Raw genomic sequence first — 16,601 nt, forward strand, 5'->3', positions numbered from 1 at the left:
CGCACCCCGGCACGGCCTGCGTTCGCCCGTTGCGGTTGGCCGACGAGCGCCTGCACGAGCGCCGGGGCTTGTCGCATGGCTCGGCGATTGAACGCCGCACCCCGGCACGGCCTGCGTTCACCCGTTACGGCTGGCCGACGAGCGCCTGCACGAGTGCCGGTGCTTGCGGCGAACCGAGGCCGGTCACGTAGTCGTAGCCGCCCGCGGCGTTGCAGACGCTGCCGCAGCTGCCGTTGGACCCGGTCGTGACGTCGCGATAGTCGCTGCCGTAGGCGTTTTTCCCGACCGTATAGAGCGTGTTGTAGGTACCGCTCAACGGGCTTTTGCCGGCCGCGGCGCGCAGCGAATTCGCGATTGCGACGAGTGCCGACCATTGCGGCGCGCCCGCGCTGGTGCCGCCGACCTGGAACCAGCCCGCCTGCCCCTGGTAGGTGACCGAGTCGTACACCGCGAAACCGCTGGACGGGTTCGCGTCGTAGCTGACGTCGGGCACGCCGCGCTTGCCGGCGACCGGCACCGGCCAGGCGGTCTGGCCGGCCGGTTCGCCCTCGACGGAACTCACGCCGCCGCCGCTGCCGCTCCACGCGGCCTCGCCGACGTAGGCGCCGGACGCGTCGGTGGACAACGTCGTGCCGCCCACCGCCACCACGTACGGCGACGCCGCCGGGTACTCGGTGCCGGTGCCGCTGTCGCCGGACGACGCGACGAACGTGACACCCGATACGTTGAAGTGGCTGTCGAAGCCGGTTTCGCTGTTGAACTCGTTGCCGCCGAAGCTCATCGACACGACCGACGCGCCGCGCTTGACCGCGACGTCGACCGCGGCCATCAGGTCGTTGAAGCTGGCCGACGCGGCCTCGACGAGCACGATTCTCGCCTTCGGCGCGATCGCATGCACCCATTCGACGTCGAGCGATATCTCGAGCGCCCAGCCCGAATCGGCCCTGGGCCGCGCGCCGCGTGCATATACCTTGGTGAAGCAACCGTTCGCCGTGGTGCAGGCCGGCAACGAGAACGCGTTGCTGAACACGCCGAGATCGGACTCGATCCGCGGGTCGTCGTACGCGTCGACGATCGCAACGACCATCCCGTCGCCCTGGTTGGCGATCGTGTCGAATCCGTACGCGTGCCGGGTGAGCGCCGGCGTGAGGCCGGCCACCGTGGCCGTGCTTGCGCGCGGTTTCGTATGGAACGGCGGACGGGCGAATCCCTTGGGTGCACGGGCGCCCTCGACGTAGGGCAGCGGCCCGTTGTCCGCGGCGAGCGCGACGCTCGACGCGAGCAGCGACGCGCACAGCGCCGGTATCAACATGGAAGACAGGCGGATATTGTTCATTCTTCGAATCTCCATGTCGATGGAGTAGGGGGCGAAACAATTCTACGAAATCGGCTGCGTAAATTGCATCGGATATCGAACGAATACGGGAATATCTGATGAGGGTAAATACGTGAAATACCAATGGAATGCGGCGTTCAAGCGCCGGCGTGCCGCCCGATGAAGCTGATCTTTCCGGTATTAAAAATCTGATAAATAATCGACGCCGGTTTGATTTGTAATGTCCGGCGTAATCGATTGGAAAAAATCGATTGCGGCACGGATGCCGGAATAACGAAATGCGTGATGCCGGTGCGACGCGATCCGGGCCCCGTCCGCCGGTCCTCCGGCATTGCCGCCGCGGCGCGATTGCGCATACAGTTCGGCGTAGGCCGCATCCGGCGATGCGGGCTTGTCAGCGAGGAGTTCCCTTGTTCTATTCGATGGTCGCGATCTTCGTCGGCGCCGGACTCGGCGCATTGCTGCGCTGGTTCCTGAGCCTTGCGCTCAACGCGTTCTTTCCCGCCGTGCCGCTCGGCACGCTCGCCGCGAACCTGATCGGCGGCTACGTGATCGGCGTTGCCGCCGTCGTTTTTACCACCCGCGTCGGGCTGCCGCCCGAGTGGCGGCTGTTCGTGATCACCGGCTTCCTCGGCGGCCTCACGACGTTCTCGACCTATTCGGTCGAAGTGATGACGCACGCGGTGCAGGGCGAATTCGGATGGGCGTTCGCGGTGGCTGCCCTACACTTGACTGGATCGTTCACGCTGACGGCGCTCGGCATGTGGACCGCGCGCGCGTGGTTCGCGGCGGCCTGAGCGCGCCGGCACCGGGAGGACGCGATGGACAGGGTCTTCTTGCGCTTCTACGTGCACGAGCAGCACCGGCTGCACTGGAAGCCGCTGTGGGAGTGGTTGCTGGAGGAGGGAAACCGGATGGGGGTCGCGGGCGGTTCGGCGTTTCGCGCGATGGCCGGCTTCGGCCGGCATCGGGTGCTGCACGAGGACCGCTTTTTCGAACTGCAGGGTTCGCTCGCGGTCGAGGTCGAGTTCATCGTCACCGAAGACGAGGCGCAGCGGCTGCTCGAGCGCGTGTCGCGCGAGAAAGTGCGCGTGTGCTACGCGATGATTCCGGCGAATTTCGGCGTGATCGACACGCTCGAGGCGCCGCCGGCGCAGGGGCCGGCAGCGTAGCGCGACACGCCGGATCAGATGCCGAAGATCGTCAGCGACACGGCGGCGCGCGTGACGATCATCAGCAGCACCTGCACGATCACGAACAGCAGGATCGGCGACAGGTCGATGCCGCCGAGGTTCGGGATCACGCGGCGCAGCGGGTTCAGGAACGGTGCGGTGAGCTGGTAGAGGATCGGCATCGCCGGCGAGCGCGGATTGAGCCACGACAGCAGCGCCATCAGGATCGTCATCCAGATCACGAGATTGAGCGCCCACTTCACGACGGTGAGCAGCGCGACCACGACGAGCGTCGCGATCACCGAGGCCGGGTCGAAGCCGGCCATCACGACCATCAGCACCACATAGACGAGCGCGGTGAGCAGCGCTGCGACGACGCTTGCCCAGTCGATGCCGCGCACGCCCGCGATCACGCGGCGCAGCGGCAGCACGAGCCAGTTGGTCGCCTGCAGCACGGCCTGCGTGACGGGGTTGTACGGCGGCACGCGGACGGCCTGCATCCAGACGCGCAGGATCAGCGCGGCGCCGAACAGCGTGAAGACGGTATTGAGCAGAAAACGGGCGATCTCGCCGAACATCGTTGGCATCCTTTTTATACAGTCGAGTAGCGTGCGGCCGCCAACGCCGGATGGCGGCGCATCGGCCGACACCTTATCACGCCTCGTCCCGCGGCGGGGAGGGGTGCCCGGTCGTGCGCGCGAGCGACGTTTCGACGGCCTGCGCGAGCGCCGGCAGCGCGGCCGGCGGCGCGGCGCGCTTCGCCGCGAGCGCGACCGCGCGGCGGGTCATCAGCGCGTACAGCGTCGCGTGATCGCCGCCGCGCGCCTCGAGCAGCGCGAGCTGACGCTCGACGATGCCGGTGTCGCCGCGCGATACCGGGCCCGCGAGTGCGTTCGCGAGGCCCTTGTCGCGCGCGGTCTCGATCGTGCCGGCGAGCATCGGCAGCAGCGCGCGCAGCGCCGCTTCCTCGTCGAAGCCGAGGCCGCGCCACAGCTCGACCGCCTCCGACAGCCCGCACAGCGCGAAGCTCGCCGCGTAATGGGCGGCCGCGTGATAGAGCATCCGGCCGCCGGCCGGAATCGACAGCGGATGGCAACCGAGTGCGTCAGCAAGCCGCAGCAGCGTCGCGTGCAGCGCGCCGTCGGCTTCGAGCGTGACCGAGCAGCCGTCGATGCGGGCGAGATCGGCGTCGGTGCCGCCGAACAGGTAGAGCGGATGAAAGCCGCCCGTGGCCGCGCCTTGCCGCTTGGCCGGATCGAGCAGCTCGACCGCCGACGCGCCGCTGCAGTGGACGAGCGCCTGGCTCGCCGCGCGCGCCGCGTCGAACTGCAACGCCGCGGCGGTCGACGCGAGATGGTCGTCGGGCACGGTGAGGAAGATCAGGTCGGCGGCGTCGACGACCTGCTGCGGCGTGTCGAGCGCGCGGCAGCCGTCGATGCGCGCGGCGAGTGCCGTGGCCGATTCCGCCGTGCGGCTCGCGATCGCGATGACCGGAAAGCCGGCCGCCGCGAAACGCAGCGCGAGGCAGCGCGCCAGGCGGCCGGCGCCGATGAAGCCGAGGCGGGGCGTGTCGGGAAGGGACATGGTGGGTGACGAAGCGAAAACGGAGCAGCCGCCAGTATCGCAGGAATGACGGGGCGGCCGCGCAAGGGCGGCGCCGGGCGAGAACGACCTGGACGTCGGCGTGCGACACGGGGTAGCGGTAAATTCGCGCGGCCGTTTCGCCGCCCGCGACGATCACGTGATTCGGCCCCGAATCACGCGGGGGCAAGATCCCCGTTGAATTGTCGGCGTCTTGTCTCAAATTTGTAATCGTTCATTACGGAAGCGTGCCCGACGTGCTTGCCGGATCCGGTAAGACTGACCGGACAATGTGTCGCGCTTTCACTGGTCGGACGGAATCACGCGACCGGCAAGCGATGTCGAGGATCCGCAAGGCCACGCCGCACGGTGTTTGCAGCCGGGTGGAATTGCAATTTGCAACAAATGCGCGATACGCGCGCGGCGGGTTTTCGCTACATTGCATCCATGCGACGTGCATGCCCGCCGTTGCCGACAGGGGCGCACAAATTACCGCTCCAGCAGGAGAATCGAAGTGAAAAAGCTCATTCCGTTCATCGCCGCCGCCGCGCTGGGCCTGGGTGCCGCGAGCGCCGCGCAGGCCCACGTGTCGATCGGGGTCGGCATCGGGGTTCCGATCGCACCTGCGTATCCCGTGTATGCGGCGCCGCCGCCCGTGTACTACGCACCGCCGCCCCCGCCCGTGTATTACGCGCCGGCGCCGGCCTACTATGCACCGCCCCCCGTGGTCGTCGGCGGCTACTACGGCCGTCCGTACTGGCGTCACGGTTACGGCGGCTGGGGCCACCACGGCTACTGGCGTCGTTGACGCATTCCGCGCGGCGGCCTGACCGCGCGCGGCAAAACGGCGCAACGTCCCGCGTGGGGCGTTGCGCCGTTTTTCATTGGGCGCGCGATCCGGTGCGTGCCGGTTACGACACGGCGTGCGCGATCAGGTCGCGATAGCCGCCGACGATCACGCTGTACGAGAAATACGCGAACAGCAGCGCCGACGCGACGTGGCACGCGCGCATCAGCCCCGCGCCCGCGCGCTTGCGGCCCTGGCTCGCGAGCGTGCACATGAAGAGCGTCCACGCGAGGCCGCCGAGGAAGAAGCCGGACAGGAACACCGACGCCGTGGCCGGCGTGGTCGCGCCGGCTTTCGCGATCAGCGCGCCGCCGACCGCCGCGAACCACAGGATCGCGCTCGGCGACGACATCGCGAGCAGCATCCCGCGCATGAAGCTGCGCCGCGCACTGGCACGCGGCTGCGGCGTGTCGTCCGCATCGCCGTCGTCGGTGCCGCCGGCCGGCGCGAGCGCTTCACGCGTCATCTTCCACGTGAGGAACAGCAGCACCGCACCGCCGCCGATCCAGACGATCCAGCGCACGGCCTCGAACTGCAGCAGCACGGCCATGCCGGCGAGCGCGAGCGCCGCGTAGACGAGGTCGCCGACGCACGAGCCGACGCCGAGCCAGAAGCCGGGCCGGAAGCCGTGCGACAGCGTCAGCGACAGCATCGCGACGTTGACGAGGCCGATGTCGAGACACAGCGACAGCGACAGGAAGAATCCGTCGGACAGCATCGAGGCGGGAGGAAAGCTCATCGTCGTTCTTGTCGGGTGCGTTCAACGCGCGGACTTACAGTCCGATCTCCTGCCAGAGGCGGTCGACGCGCGCCTTCACGGCGGCGTCCATCTCGATCGGGCGGCCCCATTCGCGGTTCGTCTCGCCGGGCCACTTGTTGGTCGCGTCGAGCCCCATCTTCGAGCCGAGGCCCGCGACGGGCGACGCGAAATCGAGATAGTCGATCGGCGTGCTGTCGACCATCACGGTGTCGCGCACGGGGTCGACGCGCGTCGTGATCGCCCAGATCACCTCGTTCCAGTCGCGGATGTTCACGTCCTCGTCGACGACCACGATGAACTTCGTATACATGAACTGCCGCAGGAAGCTCCACACGCCGAACATCACGCGCTTCGCATGGCCGGCGTAGCTCTTCTTCATCTGGACGATCGCCATCCGGTAGCTGCAGCCTTCCGGCGGCAGGTAGAAGTCGGTGATCTCGGTGAACTGCTTCTGCAGCAGCGGCACGAACACCTCGTTGAGCGCGACGCCGAGCACGGCCGGCTCGTCGGGCGGCTTGCCCGTATAGGTCGAGTGATAGATCGCGTCGCGGCGCATCGTGATGCGCTCGACGGTGAACACCGGGAACCACTCCTGTTCGTTGTAGTAGCCGGTGTGGTCGCCGTACGGGCCTTCGAGCGCATGCTCATAAGCGGCCGACGCGTTGCCGGCCGGCCGCGGCGGTGCGCCGGCCGGGGCCGGTGCGGGCGCGCCTTCCTGCGGATAAATGAAACCTTCGAGCACGATCTCCGCGCGGGCGGGCACCTGCAGCGTGTCGACGCCGGGCGTCAGGCATTTCGCGAGCTCGGTGCGGCTGCCGCGCAGCAGGCCGGCGAACTGATACTCGGACAGCGAATCGGGCACCGGCGTCACCGCGCCGAGCGTCGTGGCCGGATCCGCGCCGAGCACGACCGCGACCGGATACGGCTTGCCGGGGTTCTTCAACGCGAATTCGCGGAAGTCGAGCGCGCCGCCGCGATGCGCGAGCCAGCGCATGATCAGCTTGTTGCGGCCGATCAGCTGCTGGCGATAGATGCCGAGGTTCTGGCGCGGCTTGTTCGGCCCGCGCGTGACCGTGAGGCCCCACGTGACGAGCGGCCCCGCGTCGCCGGGCCAGCAGGTCTGGATCGGCAGCTTGTGCAGGTCGACGTCGGCACCTTCCCAGACGATCTCCTGGCACGGCGGCGACGACACCGATTTCGGCGCCATGTCCCATACGGCCTTCGCGAGCGACAGCAGCTTGCCGGCGTCCTTCAGGCTCTTCGGCGGATCGGGCTCCTTCAGCGCGGACAGCAGCCGCCCGAGGTCGCGCAGCGAGCCGAGCGCGGCGTCGTCGCCCGCATCGACGCCCATCCCGAGCGCGACGCGGCGCGGCGTGCCGAACAGGTTGCCGAGCACCGGGAACGCATTGCCGGGCGGCGCGGCGAACAGCAGCGCCGGGCCGCCGGCGCGCAGCACGCGGTCGCACAGCTCGGTCATTTCGAGCACGGGCGACACGGGTTGCGTGACGCGCCGCAGTTCGCCGAGCGCCTCGAGGCGCTGGATGAAATCGCGTAAGTCTTTGTATTTCATGAACAAGGTCCGGGCCGCCCGCAAGGCGGGCAGCGATGGGCGGGCGCAGCGGCCGGCTGCGGCCCCGAATCGAGCGCAGATTTTACCCGGGCCGCCGCGCGCACGCCCGGGCGGAGAAAAAAGTGGACCGCGCGCAGAGCCCCTACGGCAGCGGGCTCGCGATCTGAAGGGCGGTTCAAAATTACTTTTTGTTATAATTTGGAGGTTTTATAGTGTTGACGATCTATAAAACCCTGCTAGAATCCGCTCACATTGGCTGCAGGGTAAAAGGCTTCGAGCCGCCAATCACCGATCTTTGACGCAGCGCGTCACCGTCCGCCGAAACCTGCACGGCGTATTCGACGGCCTTTGTCGTAGTCCCAGCCAGCGCCACCAGACGCTGGTTTTTTGCGTGGGTGCCACCGCGTATGCCCGCCTCGCCCAATGTGCGAAGGTGCCGGCCGTCTTATACCGTGGCCTCGAACGGTACTTATACCGTTTCCCCGATGCCTGCATGCCCCGACCAAGGCGTGCGGCGTCGTGATTCCGCGGCGCGTTTTCTGTCTCGCCATCGAGCCGAGCGAGCCGCACGAGTCATGTTCATGGGAGATGATCTGAATGAACGCTTGGTTATCGTGGCGTCCCAGTGAGCAGCATGCACAGATCGTGCGCAACATGCTGCGTCGCGGGACGCGTGTCAGTCACCATTTATTCAGCGTCGTCGGCTGTTTCGCCGTCGCGATCGCACTGGCCCTGTGGCTGCTGCCGACCGTGCGCGGGAACCTCGCCGCGAAGCTGATGCCGGTCGTATCCGCGGCCGTGCAGGCCGGTCCGGCCCGTCTGCTGACCGGCCATCCGCTGCCGAACTTCGCGCCCGCCGGCGCGCAGCCGCAGCAGGAAGAGGCCCCCGAGACGGATGCGCTCGCCGTCGGTCTCGACGTGGCACCGGAAACCGCCGCGCAAAGCGATGCGTCCGATCCGGCCCGGAACGGCCCGTCGCCTGTCGCGCTCGCGAAACTGATCCCGTCCCAGCGGGTCCCGGCCGATGCGCGCGACGACCGTGCGCTCGCGTCGAACCGCCAGCAGGCGCTCGTCGCCACCTACCTGTCGCGCCGTTACCGGGTCGCCCAGGAGCCGCTCGGCCAGCTCGTCAAGGCCGCGTTCCAGACCGGCCACGACGTCGGCCTCGATCCGCTGCTGCTGCTGTCCGTGATGGCGATCGAATCGGGCTTCAACCCGTACGCGGAAAGCGGCGTCGGCGCGCAAGGCCTGATGCAGGTCATGTCGAAGGTCCATTCCGACAAGTTCGAATATTTCGGCGGTACCGACACCGCGCTGCAGCCGCTCGCGAACCTGCAGGTCGGCGCGCTCGTGCTGAAGGACTGCATCGCCCGCGGCGGCTCGCTTGCGAACGGCCTGCGTCTGTACAACGGCTCGACCAACCCGGACGACACCGTGTACGGCTCGAAGGTCATGGCCGAGCGCGGCCGCCTGCGCGACGTCGCGCACGGCCGCAGCGTGCCGGTCAATGCGCCGCAGGCGCCGGCCCAGCCGTCGAAGCCGATCGTCACCGCGGCCGTGACGGCATCGGCAGGCAGCACGAAGCGCGTGCACGCGACGCTCGACACCGCGCAGCCGATCGCCGCGAAGGCCGCCGCCGCGCCGAAGGGTGCGCCGCAGCAGGACGACGCAAGCGTCGACACCGCGAAGCAGGCGCACGGCGATCATTCGGAGCTCGGCGCGTAAGTCACGCAACGCCCCGCGGTTCCGGCAGGACTCAAGCAAAAAGGCACCCGATTCGGGTGCCTTTTTGTTTTGGCGCGGACGGTAGCGCCCGGCACGCCGGCCGGGAGGGCCGCTCGGACGTCAGTGCTGGCCGAACAGCGTCGCGAGCCGCTCGACGGCCTCTTCGAGGCGCGAATAGGCGGTCGCATAGGACAGCCGGATATAGTCGCGCGGCGCATGCACGCCGAAATCCATACCCGGCACCAGCACGACGCCCGCGTCGTGCAGCATCGCCTGCGTGAGCGCCGCGCTGTCGCCGGCCGCCGGATGGGCGACGCCGCCGCAGTGCGCATAGACGTAGAACGCGCCGTCCGGCATCACGGGCACCGTGAAGCCGAGCCGTTCGAGCGCCGGCGCGATGAAGTCGCGGCGACGCTTGAATTCGAGGCGGCGCGCCTCGTAGATGTCGAGCGCCGCCGGTTCGAAGCACGCGAGCGCCGCGTGCTGCGCGAGCGTGGACGGGCAGATGAACAGGTTCTGCGACAGCTTTTCGAACGTGCTCACGAGCGCGGGCGGTACGACCAGCCAGCCGAGCCGCCAGCCGGTCATGCTGAAGTACTTCGAGAAGCTGTTGACGGTGACGACATCATCGCCGTATGACAGCGCCGACACGGGCGCCGCGTCATAACTGAGCCCCTGGTAGATCTCGTCGACGATCGTGAAGCCGCCGCGGGCGCGCACGGCTTCGACGATCCGCTTCAGTTCGTCCGGCTCGAGCGACGTGCCGGTCGGGTTCGACGGCGACGCGAGCAGCACGCCGCGCGTGCGGCTGCCCCAGCGCGTGCGGACGTCGTCCGCGGTGAGCTGGAAGCGCGCTTCCGGGCCGCTCGGCACGAGCAGCGGGCGGCCTTCGGCCGCCGCGACGAAGTGCCGGTTGCACGGGTACGACGGGTCGGGCATCAGCACCTCGTCGTCGCGGCCGACGAGCGCGAGGCACGCGAGCAGCAGCGCGGCCGACGCGCCGGCCGTCACGACGATCCGCTCGGGGCTGATCGTGAGGCCGTACGCACGCGCGTAGTGCGCGGCGATCGCTTCGCGCAGCGGCGCGATACCGAGCGCGCTCGTGTACTGCGTGACGCCGCGGCGCAACGCGGCCGCCGCCGCCTCGACGACGGGCTCCGGTGCGGTGAAGTCCGGCTCGCCGATGCCCATGTGGATAACGTCGCGCCCGGAGGACTCGAGCCGCTGTGCCTCCTTCATCAGTTCCATCACGTAGAAGGGCTGGATCGCGTCGACGCGTGCGGCGAGCGTGACGAGCGAATCGGCGGTGGTATTCATCGGTCGGGCGGAGCGGGGAGGGGGAGGGAGAACGAAAAACGGGCGCTCGCGCGCCCGTCTACCTGCGGAATCAGCCGTTGCGGCGCGCCTGCGTTTCGGCGGGGCGCAGCTTCGCGGCGAGCTTGTCGAGCACGCCGTTGACGTACTTGTAGCCGTCGGAGCCGCCGAACGTCTTCGCGAGTTCGACTGCTTCGTTGATGATCACGCGGTACGGCGTTTCGACATGATGCGTGAGCTCGAACGTCGCGATCAGCAGCACGGCGCGTTCGACCGGCGACAGCTGGTCGACCGGACGGTCCAGCGACGGCGTGAGGGCTTCGACGAGCGTCGCATGCTCGCGAATCACGCCGTGCAGGATCGCGTCGAGCAGCTCCTTGTCGGCCTTGTCGTAACCGAGCGCGCCGCGCAGCTGCGCGTCGATCTCGCCGGGGGCCGCGTTCGACAGCAGCCACTGATACAGGCCCTGCGTCGCCAGCTCGCGCGATTGTCGGCGGGCGCTCTTCTTCATGCGCGCTCCTCTTCGTCGTCTTCGTCTTCTTCTTCGTCCTCGTCGTCGCCGAGCTGGTCGAGTGCCATCGTCAGGTTGGCCATCTCGACCGCGACGCGTGCGGCGTCACGACCCTTTTCGGTCATGCGCGCGACGGCCTGCTCGTCGTTTTCGGTCGTCAGGACCGCGTTCGCGATCGGCAGGTTGAAGTCGAGGCCGATGCGGGTGATGCCCGCGCCGCTTTCGTTCGACACGAGTTCGAAATGGTACGTCTCGCCGCGGATCACCGCGCCGAGCGCGATCAGTGCGTCGAACTGGCCGCTTTCCGCGAGCTTCTGCAGCGCGAGCGGGATTTCCAGCGCGCCGGGCACCGACACGAGCAGCACGTCTTCACCGGAGACGCCGAGGCGCTCGAGTTCTTCGACGCACGCATCGGCGAGGCCGTTGCAGACGGGTTCGTTGAAGCGGGATTGCACGATGCCGATACGCAGGCCGTCGCCTTCGAGATTCGGTTGGTATTGTCCGATTTCCATGATCTGGTCCGTGGTGTGGATGAACGGTTATAGGGCGAAAGCGTCGTGGCGGGTTACGCGTGGGACGCCGGGCAGGACTTGGCTTCGCCGCCGGGCATCGGAATGAAGCCCGTGACTTCGAGGCCGTAGCCGGACATGCTGCCCAGCTTGCGCGGATTCGACAGCACCTGCATCCTGGCGACGCCGACATCGCGCAGGATCTGCGCGCCGATGCCGAACGTCTTGAAATCGACCGGCCGGCGCTTCAGCGCAGCGGCCTTTTCTTCCTCGTCGAACGCCTTGAAGACGTCGATCAGATGTTCCTTCGTGTCGCCGCAGTTGAGCAGCACGATCACGCCGAGGTCGCGTTCCGCGATGTCGCGCATCGCCGCGTCGAGCGTCCACGAGTGCGTCGAGACGCCCGTCTCGAGCAGGTCGAGGACCGACAGCGGCTCGTGCACGCGCACGGGCGTATCGACGTCGGGCGACGGCGTGCCGCGCACCAGCGCGATGTGCGGCGAGCCGCTCGGCTGGTCGCGGTACAGCACCGCGCGGAACGTGCCGTGCGCGGTCTGCATCGTGCGCTCGGCGATCCGCTCGATGATCGATTCGGTGCGGCTGCGGTACTGGATCAGGTCGGCGATCGTGCCGATCTTCAGGCCGTGTTCCTTCGCGAACTCGAGCAGGTCGGGCAGGCGCGCCATCGTGCCGTCGTCCTTGATGACCTCGCAGATCACCGCGGCCGGCGTGAGCCCGGCGAGCGCGGTGAAGTCGCAGCCGGCCTCGGTGTGGCCGGCGCGAACGAGCACGCCGCCCGGCTGCGCCATGATCGGGAACACGTGGCCCGGCTGCACGATGTGTTCGGGACGGACGTCGTGCGCGACCGCCGTGGCGATCGTGTGCGCGCGGTCGGCGGCCGAGATGCCGGTCGTCACGCCTTCGGCCGCTTCGATGCTGACCGTGAACGCGGTGCCGTACTGGGTGCCGTTGCGGTAGGTCATCAGCGGCAGGTGCAGCTGCTTGCAGCGTTCCTGCGTCAACGTCAGACAAATCAGGCCGCGGCCGTACTTGGCCATGAAGTTGATCGCTTCCGGCGTGACGAATTCGGCGGCGATCACGAGGTCGCCTTCGTTTTCGCGGTCTTCTTCGTCGACCAGGATCACCATCCGGCCGGCTTTCAACTCCGCGATGATGTCGAGCGTGGAGGCGAGCGTCATAAGGGGGCGAGAAAGAGGAAAGTGCGTATTTTACGCCAGCCAGACCGCGTTTCGGCTGGCACCGGCTGCGCGCGGCCGGCGAGCGCGCCGAAACGCGGTGCGACCGGCCTGCGAGGCGGGCCTGCCCGGGCCGCCGCGGCCCGCCCGATGGCAGGCAGCCGCAGGCTGGCCGGGGCCCCGCCGTGCGTCACGCGTGGTCGTTGCGGCCGCCGAGGTAGTCGAGCTTGCCGAGTTCGACGCCGCTGTGACGCAGGATGTCGTACGCCGTCGTCACGTGGAAGAAGAAGTTGGGCAGCACGAAGTTCAGCAGGTACGACTGCCCGGTGAACTCGATCGGACCGACACGCATCTTGAGCACAACCTGGCGTTCTTCGCTGCCGTCGATCTGCGCGGCGTCGAAGCCTTTCAGATAGTCGATCGTCTTCTGGATGCGCGCATGCAGTTCGTCGAACGTCTGCTCGACGTCGGGGAAGCTCGGGATGTCGGCGCCGGCGAGCCGCGCGGCGCAACCCTTGGCCGTGTCGGTCGCGATGTACACCTGGCGGACGAGCGGCAGCATGTCCGGATAGAGGCGTGCGCCGATGAACACCGACGGGTCGATCTGCTTCTCGGCCGCATGCGCCTGCGCCTTGCCGAGGATGTGCTGCAGGTTGGTCAGGCCGCGGATCAGGACGGGCAGCGAAGCCTGGTACATCGAGATGGACATGGGGACGACTCCTGGAGGAAAAAGGGGCAGCCGGTACGCGGCGCACCGTGCGTCGCGGCGCCGAAAACGCTGCCGTTGCATCTTAGCGCGACGGGATGGCGCGTGCGCGTCGTTGGCCATCAGGCCAGGTGCCGCGCCGAGCCGCCAGCCGCCAATCCCTGCCCAGGGGGCGGAACCGCCGGATCAGTCCTGATGCACGCCCTGCGATGCCGACATCATCCGCTCGACATACCGCGCGATCATGTCGATTTCGAGATTGACCTTGTCGCCGGCCTTCACGTGGCGCAGCGTCGTGACATCGACCGTATGCGGGATCAGGTTGATCGAGAATTCGCAGCCGTCGGCGCGATCGTCGACCGTGTTGACGGTCAGGCTCACGCCGTTGACCGTGATCGAGCCCTTGTACGCCAGATAGCGGCCGAGCTCGCGCGGCGCGACGATGCGCAGCTCGTGCGACTCGCCGACCGGCGCGAAGCGCGTAACGGTACCGAGGCCGTCGACGTGGCCCGACACGATGTGCCCGCCGAGGCGGTCGTGCGCGCGCAGCGCCTTCTCGAGGTTCACTTCGCCGGGTTGCGCGAGCCCGACCGTGCGGTTCAGGCTTTCGCGCGACACGTCGACGTCGAATCCGGTGCCGGTCTTGGCGATCACCGTCATGCACGCACCCTGGATCGCGATGCTGTCGCCGAGCGCGACATCGGCGAGGTCGAGCCCGCCGGCCTGTACGGTCAGCCGCACGCCCGCGTCGGGCGACGCGCCGAGCGGGGTGATCGATTCGATGCGGCCGACGGCCGCGACAATTCCGGTAAACATCGTGACGGCTCCGTTCAATGCGTGGCAGGGGGCGGCGCGACACGCGCCAGGATCCGCAGATCGTCGCCGATCCGCTCGACGCTGTGGAACGCGAGCCGCGTGCGGGCGTCGAGGCTCGCCGGCGCGGCGAGGTCGAACATGCCGGCCGCGTCGCTGCCGAGCAGGCTCGGCGCGAGATAGACCAGCAGCTCGTCGACGCACTGCTCGCGCAGCAGCGAGCCGTTCAGCTTGTGGCCGGCCTCGACGTGCAGCTCGTTGACGCCGCGCGCGCCGAGCGCCGCCAGCATCGCGGGCAGGTCGACCTTGCCGTGCGCATTCGCGAGCGGCACGATTTCCGCGCCGCGCGACTTCAGCACGTTCGCGCGCACTTCGCCGGCGGCATCGAGCCGGCCGCAGAAGATCAGCAACGGCGCGCCCTCGAGCAGGCGCGCATCGAGGGGCAGGTCGAGGCGGCTGTCGACCAGCACGCGCTGCGGCTGGCGCGGCGTGTCGATGCCGCGCACGGTCAGGAGCGGGTTGTCCTCGCGTACGGTGCCGATCCCGGTGAGGATCGCGCACGCGCGCGCGCGCCATGCGTGGCCGTCGAGGCGCGCGGCCTCGCCGGTGATCCACTGGCTTTCGCCGGACGGCAGCGCGGTGCGTGCATCGAGCGACGCGGCCGTCTTCATCCGCACCCACGGGCGGCCGCGCGTCATCCGCGACACGAAGCCGATGTTCAGTTCGCCCGCTTCATGCGCGAGCAGCCCGCAGCGCACGTCGACGCCCGCGTCGCGCAGCATTCCGAGGCCGCGCCCGGACACCTGCGGATTCGGGTCTTCCATCGCCGCGACGACCTTCGCGACGCGCGCGTCGATCAGCGCGTTCGCGCACGGCGGCGTGCGGCCGAAGTGGCTGCACGGCTCGAGCGTCACGTACACGGTGGCGCCGGCGACGTCGTGGCCGCGCGCGCGCGCGTCCTTCAGCGCCTGCACTTCCGCGTGGTCCTGGCCGGCCGGCTGCGTGAAGCCTTCGCCGATCACGTCGCCGTCCTTGACGATCACGCAGCCGACGCGCGGATTCGGCGCGGTCGTATACATGCCGCGCGCCGCGAGCGTCAGCGCGCGCTGCATGTGGGCGAAATCGGTATCCGAGAACATGCGTGCGGACCCGGGTCAGGCGGCCAGCGCCGCGAACGCGCGGCGCGCGGCCGCGAGCGTCGCGTCGATCACCGCGTCGTCGTGCGTGCTCGACACGAAGCCGGCCTCGTACGCGGACGGCGCGAAGTACACGCCTTCGTCCAGCATCAGGTGGAAGAAGCGGTTGAAGCGCTCGGTGTCGCTCTTCGTGACTTCCGCGAAGCTGGTCGGCACGCGCTCGGCGAAGTACAGGCCGAACATCGCGCCGATCGAGTCGGCCGCGAACGGCACGCCGGCCGCGCGCGCTTCGGCCGCGAGGCCGTCGGCGAGGCGCTTCGTCTGCGCGGTGAGCGCGTCGTAGAAGCCGGGCGCCTGGATCAGCTGCAGCGTCTTCAGGCCCGCGGCGACCGCGATCGGGTTGCCCGACAGCGTGCCGGCCTGGTACACGCCGCCGAGCGGCGCGAGGTGGGCCATGATGTCGCGGCGGCCGCCGAACGCGGCAGCCGGCATCCCGCCGCCGATCACCTTGCCGAGGCAGGTGAGGTCGGCCGCGATCCCGTAGTACGCCTGCGCGCCGCCGAGCGCGACGCGGAAGCCGCACATCACCTCGTCGAAGATCAGCACGGCGCCGTGCTTCGTGCACAGCGCGCGCAGCGCGTTCAGGAACTCGGGCGTGCCGCGCACGAGGTTCATGTTGCCCGCGACGGGCTCGACGATCACCGCGGCGATCTCGTCGCCGAACGCGCCGAACGCTTCTTCCAGCGCGGCGACGTTGTTGTATTCGAGGACGGTCGTGTGCTTCGCGATGTCGGCGGGCACGCCGGCCGACGTCGGGTTGCCGAACGTCAGCAGGCCCGAGCCGGCCTTGACCAGCAGGCTGTCCGCGTGGCCGTGGTAGCAGCCCTCGAACTTGACGATGCGGCTGCGGCCCGTGAAGCCGCGCGCGAGACGCAGCGCGCTCATCGTGGCCTCGGTGCCGCTCGACACCATCCGCACCTGCTCGATCGACGGCACCAGCTTGCAGATTTCCTCGGCGATCTCGATTTCCGCTTCGGTCGGCGCGCCGAACGAGAAGCCGTCGGCGAGCACGCTCTGCACGGCCGACAGCACTTCCGGATGGACGTGGCCGACGATCATCGGGCCCCACGAGCCGATGTAGTCGATGTACTGCTTGCCGTCGGCATCCCAAAAGTACGGGCCTTGCGCGCGCGACACGAAGCGCGGCGTGCCGCCGACCGAACGGAAGGCGCGCACCGGCGAGTTGACGCCGCCCGGGATGGTCTTCTGGGCGCGTTCGAAGAGGATCTGATTGTTGGACATGTGCGAAACCTGCGAGAGAAGGGCGCGGGGGCCTGTGCACGGGCCGCGGCGCCTGAGCGGAACGATCGTCTGATTGTACCGGAGACGCGCGCGGCGGGCCGGCGGCCCGGTCTGCGGCCTTTG

At 68.7% G+C, this 16,601-nt stretch carries 18 protein-coding genes; 4 read left to right on the forward strand and 14 right to left on the reverse strand.

Features of this window, described 5'->3' with window-relative positions; all coding sequences use genetic code 11:
• Window positions 1–124: 124 nt before the first annotated feature.
• Both U4Z64_RS25475 and U4Z64_RS25480 read right to left on the reverse strand, forming a co-directional pair.
• Window positions 125–1,336, reverse strand: a complete 1,212-nt coding sequence (locus tag U4Z64_RS25475) for a S53 family peptidase (RefSeq protein WP_321821440.1) — start codon at window positions 1,334–1,336, stop codon at window positions 125–127.
• Window positions 1,337–1,473: 137 nt separating this feature from the next.
• The gene (locus U4Z64_RS25480; RefSeq protein ID WP_321821441.1) at window positions 1,474–1,692 is read right to left on the reverse strand and encodes a hypothetical protein; all 219 of its coding nucleotides are present in this window, start codon (window positions 1,690–1,692) and stop codon (window positions 1,474–1,476) included.
• Window positions 1,693–1,746: 54 nt separating this feature from the next.
• Here U4Z64_RS25480 and crcB point away from each other — a divergent pair, with 54 nt between their 5' ends.
• Together crcB and U4Z64_RS25490 are read left to right on the forward strand one after the other, a co-directional pair.
• Window positions 1,747–2,133 (forward strand): fluoride efflux transporter CrcB, encoded by a 387-nt coding sequence (crcB, locus tag U4Z64_RS25485; RefSeq protein WP_044846234.1) that lies wholly within the window; start codon window positions 1,747–1,749, stop codon window positions 2,131–2,133.
• Window positions 2,134–2,157: 24 nt separating this feature from the next.
• Window positions 2,158–2,508 (forward strand): DUF190 domain-containing protein, encoded by a 351-nt coding sequence (locus tag U4Z64_RS25490; RefSeq protein ID WP_044846233.1) that lies wholly within the window; start codon window positions 2,158–2,160, stop codon window positions 2,506–2,508.
• A gap of 14 nt (window positions 2,509–2,522) precedes the next feature.
• On the opposite strand, the gene U4Z64_RS25495 is transcribed toward U4Z64_RS25490, so the two are convergent.
• Together U4Z64_RS25495 and U4Z64_RS25500 are read right to left on the reverse strand one after the other, a co-directional pair.
• Window positions 2,523–3,086 (reverse strand): YggT family protein, encoded by a 564-nt coding sequence (locus tag U4Z64_RS25495; protein WP_044846232.1) that lies wholly within the window; start codon window positions 3,084–3,086, stop codon window positions 2,523–2,525.
• A gap of 76 nt (window positions 3,087–3,162) precedes the next feature.
• Window positions 3,163–4,092, reverse strand: a complete 930-nt coding sequence (locus tag U4Z64_RS25500) for a Rossmann-like and DUF2520 domain-containing protein (protein ID WP_321821442.1) — start codon at window positions 4,090–4,092, stop codon at window positions 3,163–3,165.
• A gap of 511 nt (window positions 4,093–4,603) precedes the next feature.
• On the opposite strand from U4Z64_RS25500, the gene U4Z64_RS25505 reads away from it, so the two are divergent.
• Window positions 4,604–4,897, forward strand: coding sequence for a hypothetical protein (locus tag U4Z64_RS25505; RefSeq protein ID WP_044846230.1), 294 nt, complete (start codon window positions 4,604–4,606; stop codon window positions 4,895–4,897).
• Window positions 4,898–5,000: 103 nt separating this feature from the next.
• On the opposite strand, the gene U4Z64_RS25510 is transcribed toward U4Z64_RS25505, so the two are convergent.
• A complete protein-coding gene (locus U4Z64_RS25510; RefSeq protein ID WP_321821443.1) occupies window positions 5,001–5,675 on the reverse strand; it encodes a LysE family translocator in 675 nt (224 codons plus the stop codon).
• Between the two features lie 34 nt (window positions 5,676–5,709).
• Window positions 5,710–7,266, reverse strand: a complete 1,557-nt coding sequence (locus U4Z64_RS25515; protein ID WP_124487762.1) for a UbiD family decarboxylase — start codon at window positions 7,264–7,266, stop codon at window positions 5,710–5,712.
• A gap of 597 nt (window positions 7,267–7,863) precedes the next feature.
• Between U4Z64_RS25515 and U4Z64_RS25520 the strand changes: the two genes are divergently transcribed.
• Window positions 7,864–8,991 (forward strand): lytic transglycosylase domain-containing protein, encoded by a 1,128-nt coding sequence (locus U4Z64_RS25520; protein ID WP_321821444.1) that lies wholly within the window; start codon window positions 7,864–7,866, stop codon window positions 8,989–8,991.
• A 120-nt stretch (window positions 8,992–9,111) separates the two neighbouring features.
• On the opposite strand, the gene U4Z64_RS25525 is transcribed toward U4Z64_RS25520, so the two are convergent.
• From U4Z64_RS25525 to hemL, 8 genes are all read right to left on the reverse strand, one after another.
• Window positions 9,112–10,308, reverse strand: coding sequence for a pyridoxal phosphate-dependent aminotransferase (locus tag U4Z64_RS25525; RefSeq protein WP_321821445.1), 1,197 nt, complete (start codon window positions 10,306–10,308; stop codon window positions 9,112–9,114).
• Between the two features lie 70 nt (window positions 10,309–10,378).
• On the reverse strand, window positions 10,379–10,816 hold the full coding sequence (gene nusB / locus U4Z64_RS25530) for a transcription antitermination factor NusB (protein WP_044846225.1): 438 nt from the start codon (window positions 10,814–10,816) through the stop codon (window positions 10,379–10,381).
• Window positions 10,813–11,328 carry a 6,7-dimethyl-8-ribityllumazine synthase gene (gene ribH / locus U4Z64_RS25535; protein ID WP_040143614.1) on the reverse strand — a complete coding sequence of 172 codons (516 nt, stop codon included), beginning with the start codon at window positions 11,326–11,328 and terminating at the stop codon, window positions 10,813–10,815. Before ribH ends, nusB begins: the two co-directional genes overlap by 4 nt.
• Window positions 11,329–11,381: 53 nt before the next feature.
• Window positions 11,382–12,524: a bifunctional 3,4-dihydroxy-2-butanone-4-phosphate synthase/GTP cyclohydrolase II gene (ribBA, locus tag U4Z64_RS25540; protein ID WP_044846224.1), complete on the reverse strand. Its 1,143-nt coding sequence runs from the start codon at window positions 12,522–12,524 to the stop codon at window positions 11,382–11,384.
• Between the two features lie 187 nt (window positions 12,525–12,711).
• On the reverse strand, window positions 12,712–13,230 hold the full coding sequence (locus tag U4Z64_RS25545; protein ID WP_321821446.1) for a DUF1993 domain-containing protein: 519 nt from the start codon (window positions 13,228–13,230) through the stop codon (window positions 12,712–12,714).
• A 183-nt stretch (window positions 13,231–13,413) separates the two neighbouring features.
• On the reverse strand, window positions 13,414–14,043 hold the full coding sequence (locus U4Z64_RS25550) for a riboflavin synthase (RefSeq protein WP_044846222.1): 630 nt from the start codon (window positions 14,041–14,043) through the stop codon (window positions 13,414–13,416).
• A 14-nt stretch (window positions 14,044–14,057) separates the two neighbouring features.
• Window positions 14,058–15,179 carry a bifunctional diaminohydroxyphosphoribosylaminopyrimidine deaminase/5-amino-6-(5-phosphoribosylamino)uracil reductase RibD gene (gene ribD / locus U4Z64_RS25555; RefSeq protein WP_044846221.1) on the reverse strand — a complete coding sequence of 374 codons (1,122 nt, stop codon included), beginning with the start codon at window positions 15,177–15,179 and terminating at the stop codon, window positions 14,058–14,060.
• A 15-nt stretch (window positions 15,180–15,194) separates the two neighbouring features.
• Window positions 15,195–16,478, reverse strand: coding sequence for a glutamate-1-semialdehyde 2,1-aminomutase (gene hemL / locus U4Z64_RS25560; protein ID WP_044846220.1), 1,284 nt, complete (start codon window positions 16,476–16,478; stop codon window positions 15,195–15,197).
• Window positions 16,479–16,601: the final 123 nt, after the last annotated feature.

It is taken from the genome of Burkholderia sp. BCC1996 (assembly GCF_905339955.1).
GTDB lineage: Bacteria > Pseudomonadota > Gammaproteobacteria > Burkholderiales > Burkholderiaceae > Burkholderia.

What these genes read in the sequence shown, in the direction of transcription:
- U4Z64_RS25475 (WP_321821440.1), bottom strand. Translation starts at nt 1,336, where the DNA reads ATGAACAATATCCGCCTGTCTTCCATGTTGATACCGGCGCTGTGCGCG.
- U4Z64_RS25480 (WP_321821441.1), bottom strand. Translation starts at nt 1,692, where the DNA reads ATGCGCAATCGCGCCGCGGCGGCAATGCCGGAGGACCGGCGGACGGGG.
- U4Z64_RS25490 (WP_044846233.1), top strand. Translation starts at nt 2,158, where the DNA reads ATGGACAGGGTCTTCTTGCGCTTCTACGTGCACGAGCAGCACCGGCTG.
- U4Z64_RS25495 (WP_044846232.1), bottom strand. Translation starts at nt 3,086, where the DNA reads ATGTTCGGCGAGATCGCCCGTTTTCTGCTCAATACCGTCTTCACGCTG.
- U4Z64_RS25500 (WP_321821442.1), bottom strand. Translation starts at nt 4,092, where the DNA reads ATGTCCCTTCCCGACACGCCCCGCCTCGGCTTCATCGGCGCCGGCCGC.
- U4Z64_RS25510 (WP_321821443.1), bottom strand. Translation starts at nt 5,675, where the DNA reads ATGAGCTTTCCTCCCGCCTCGATGCTGTCCGACGGATTCTTCCTGTCG.
- U4Z64_RS25515 (WP_124487762.1), bottom strand. Translation starts at nt 7,266, where the DNA reads ATGAAATACAAAGACTTACGCGATTTCATCCAGCGCCTCGAGGCGCTC.
- U4Z64_RS25520 (WP_321821444.1), top strand. Translation starts at nt 7,864, where the DNA reads ATGAACGCTTGGTTATCGTGGCGTCCCAGTGAGCAGCATGCACAGATC.
- U4Z64_RS25525 (WP_321821445.1), bottom strand. Translation starts at nt 10,308, where the DNA reads ATGAATACCACCGCCGATTCGCTCGTCACGCTCGCCGCACGCGTCGAC.
- nusB (WP_044846225.1), bottom strand. Translation starts at nt 10,816, where the DNA reads ATGAAGAAGAGCGCCCGCCGACAATCGCGCGAGCTGGCGACGCAGGGC.
- ribH (WP_040143614.1), bottom strand. Translation starts at nt 11,328, where the DNA reads ATGGAAATCGGACAATACCAACCGAATCTCGAAGGCGACGGCCTGCGT.
- ribBA (WP_044846224.1), bottom strand. Translation starts at nt 12,524, where the DNA reads ATGACGCTCGCCTCCACGCTCGACATCATCGCGGAGTTGAAAGCCGGC.
- U4Z64_RS25545 (WP_321821446.1), bottom strand. Translation starts at nt 13,230, where the DNA reads ATGTCCATCTCGATGTACCAGGCTTCGCTGCCCGTCCTGATCCGCGGC.
- U4Z64_RS25550 (WP_044846222.1), bottom strand. Translation starts at nt 14,043, where the DNA reads ATGTTTACCGGAATTGTCGCGGCCGTCGGCCGCATCGAATCGATCACC.
- ribD (WP_044846221.1), bottom strand. Translation starts at nt 15,179, where the DNA reads ATGTTCTCGGATACCGATTTCGCCCACATGCAGCGCGCGCTGACGCTC.
- hemL (WP_044846220.1), bottom strand. Translation starts at nt 16,478, where the DNA reads ATGTCCAACAATCAGATCCTCTTCGAACGCGCCCAGAAGACCATCCCG.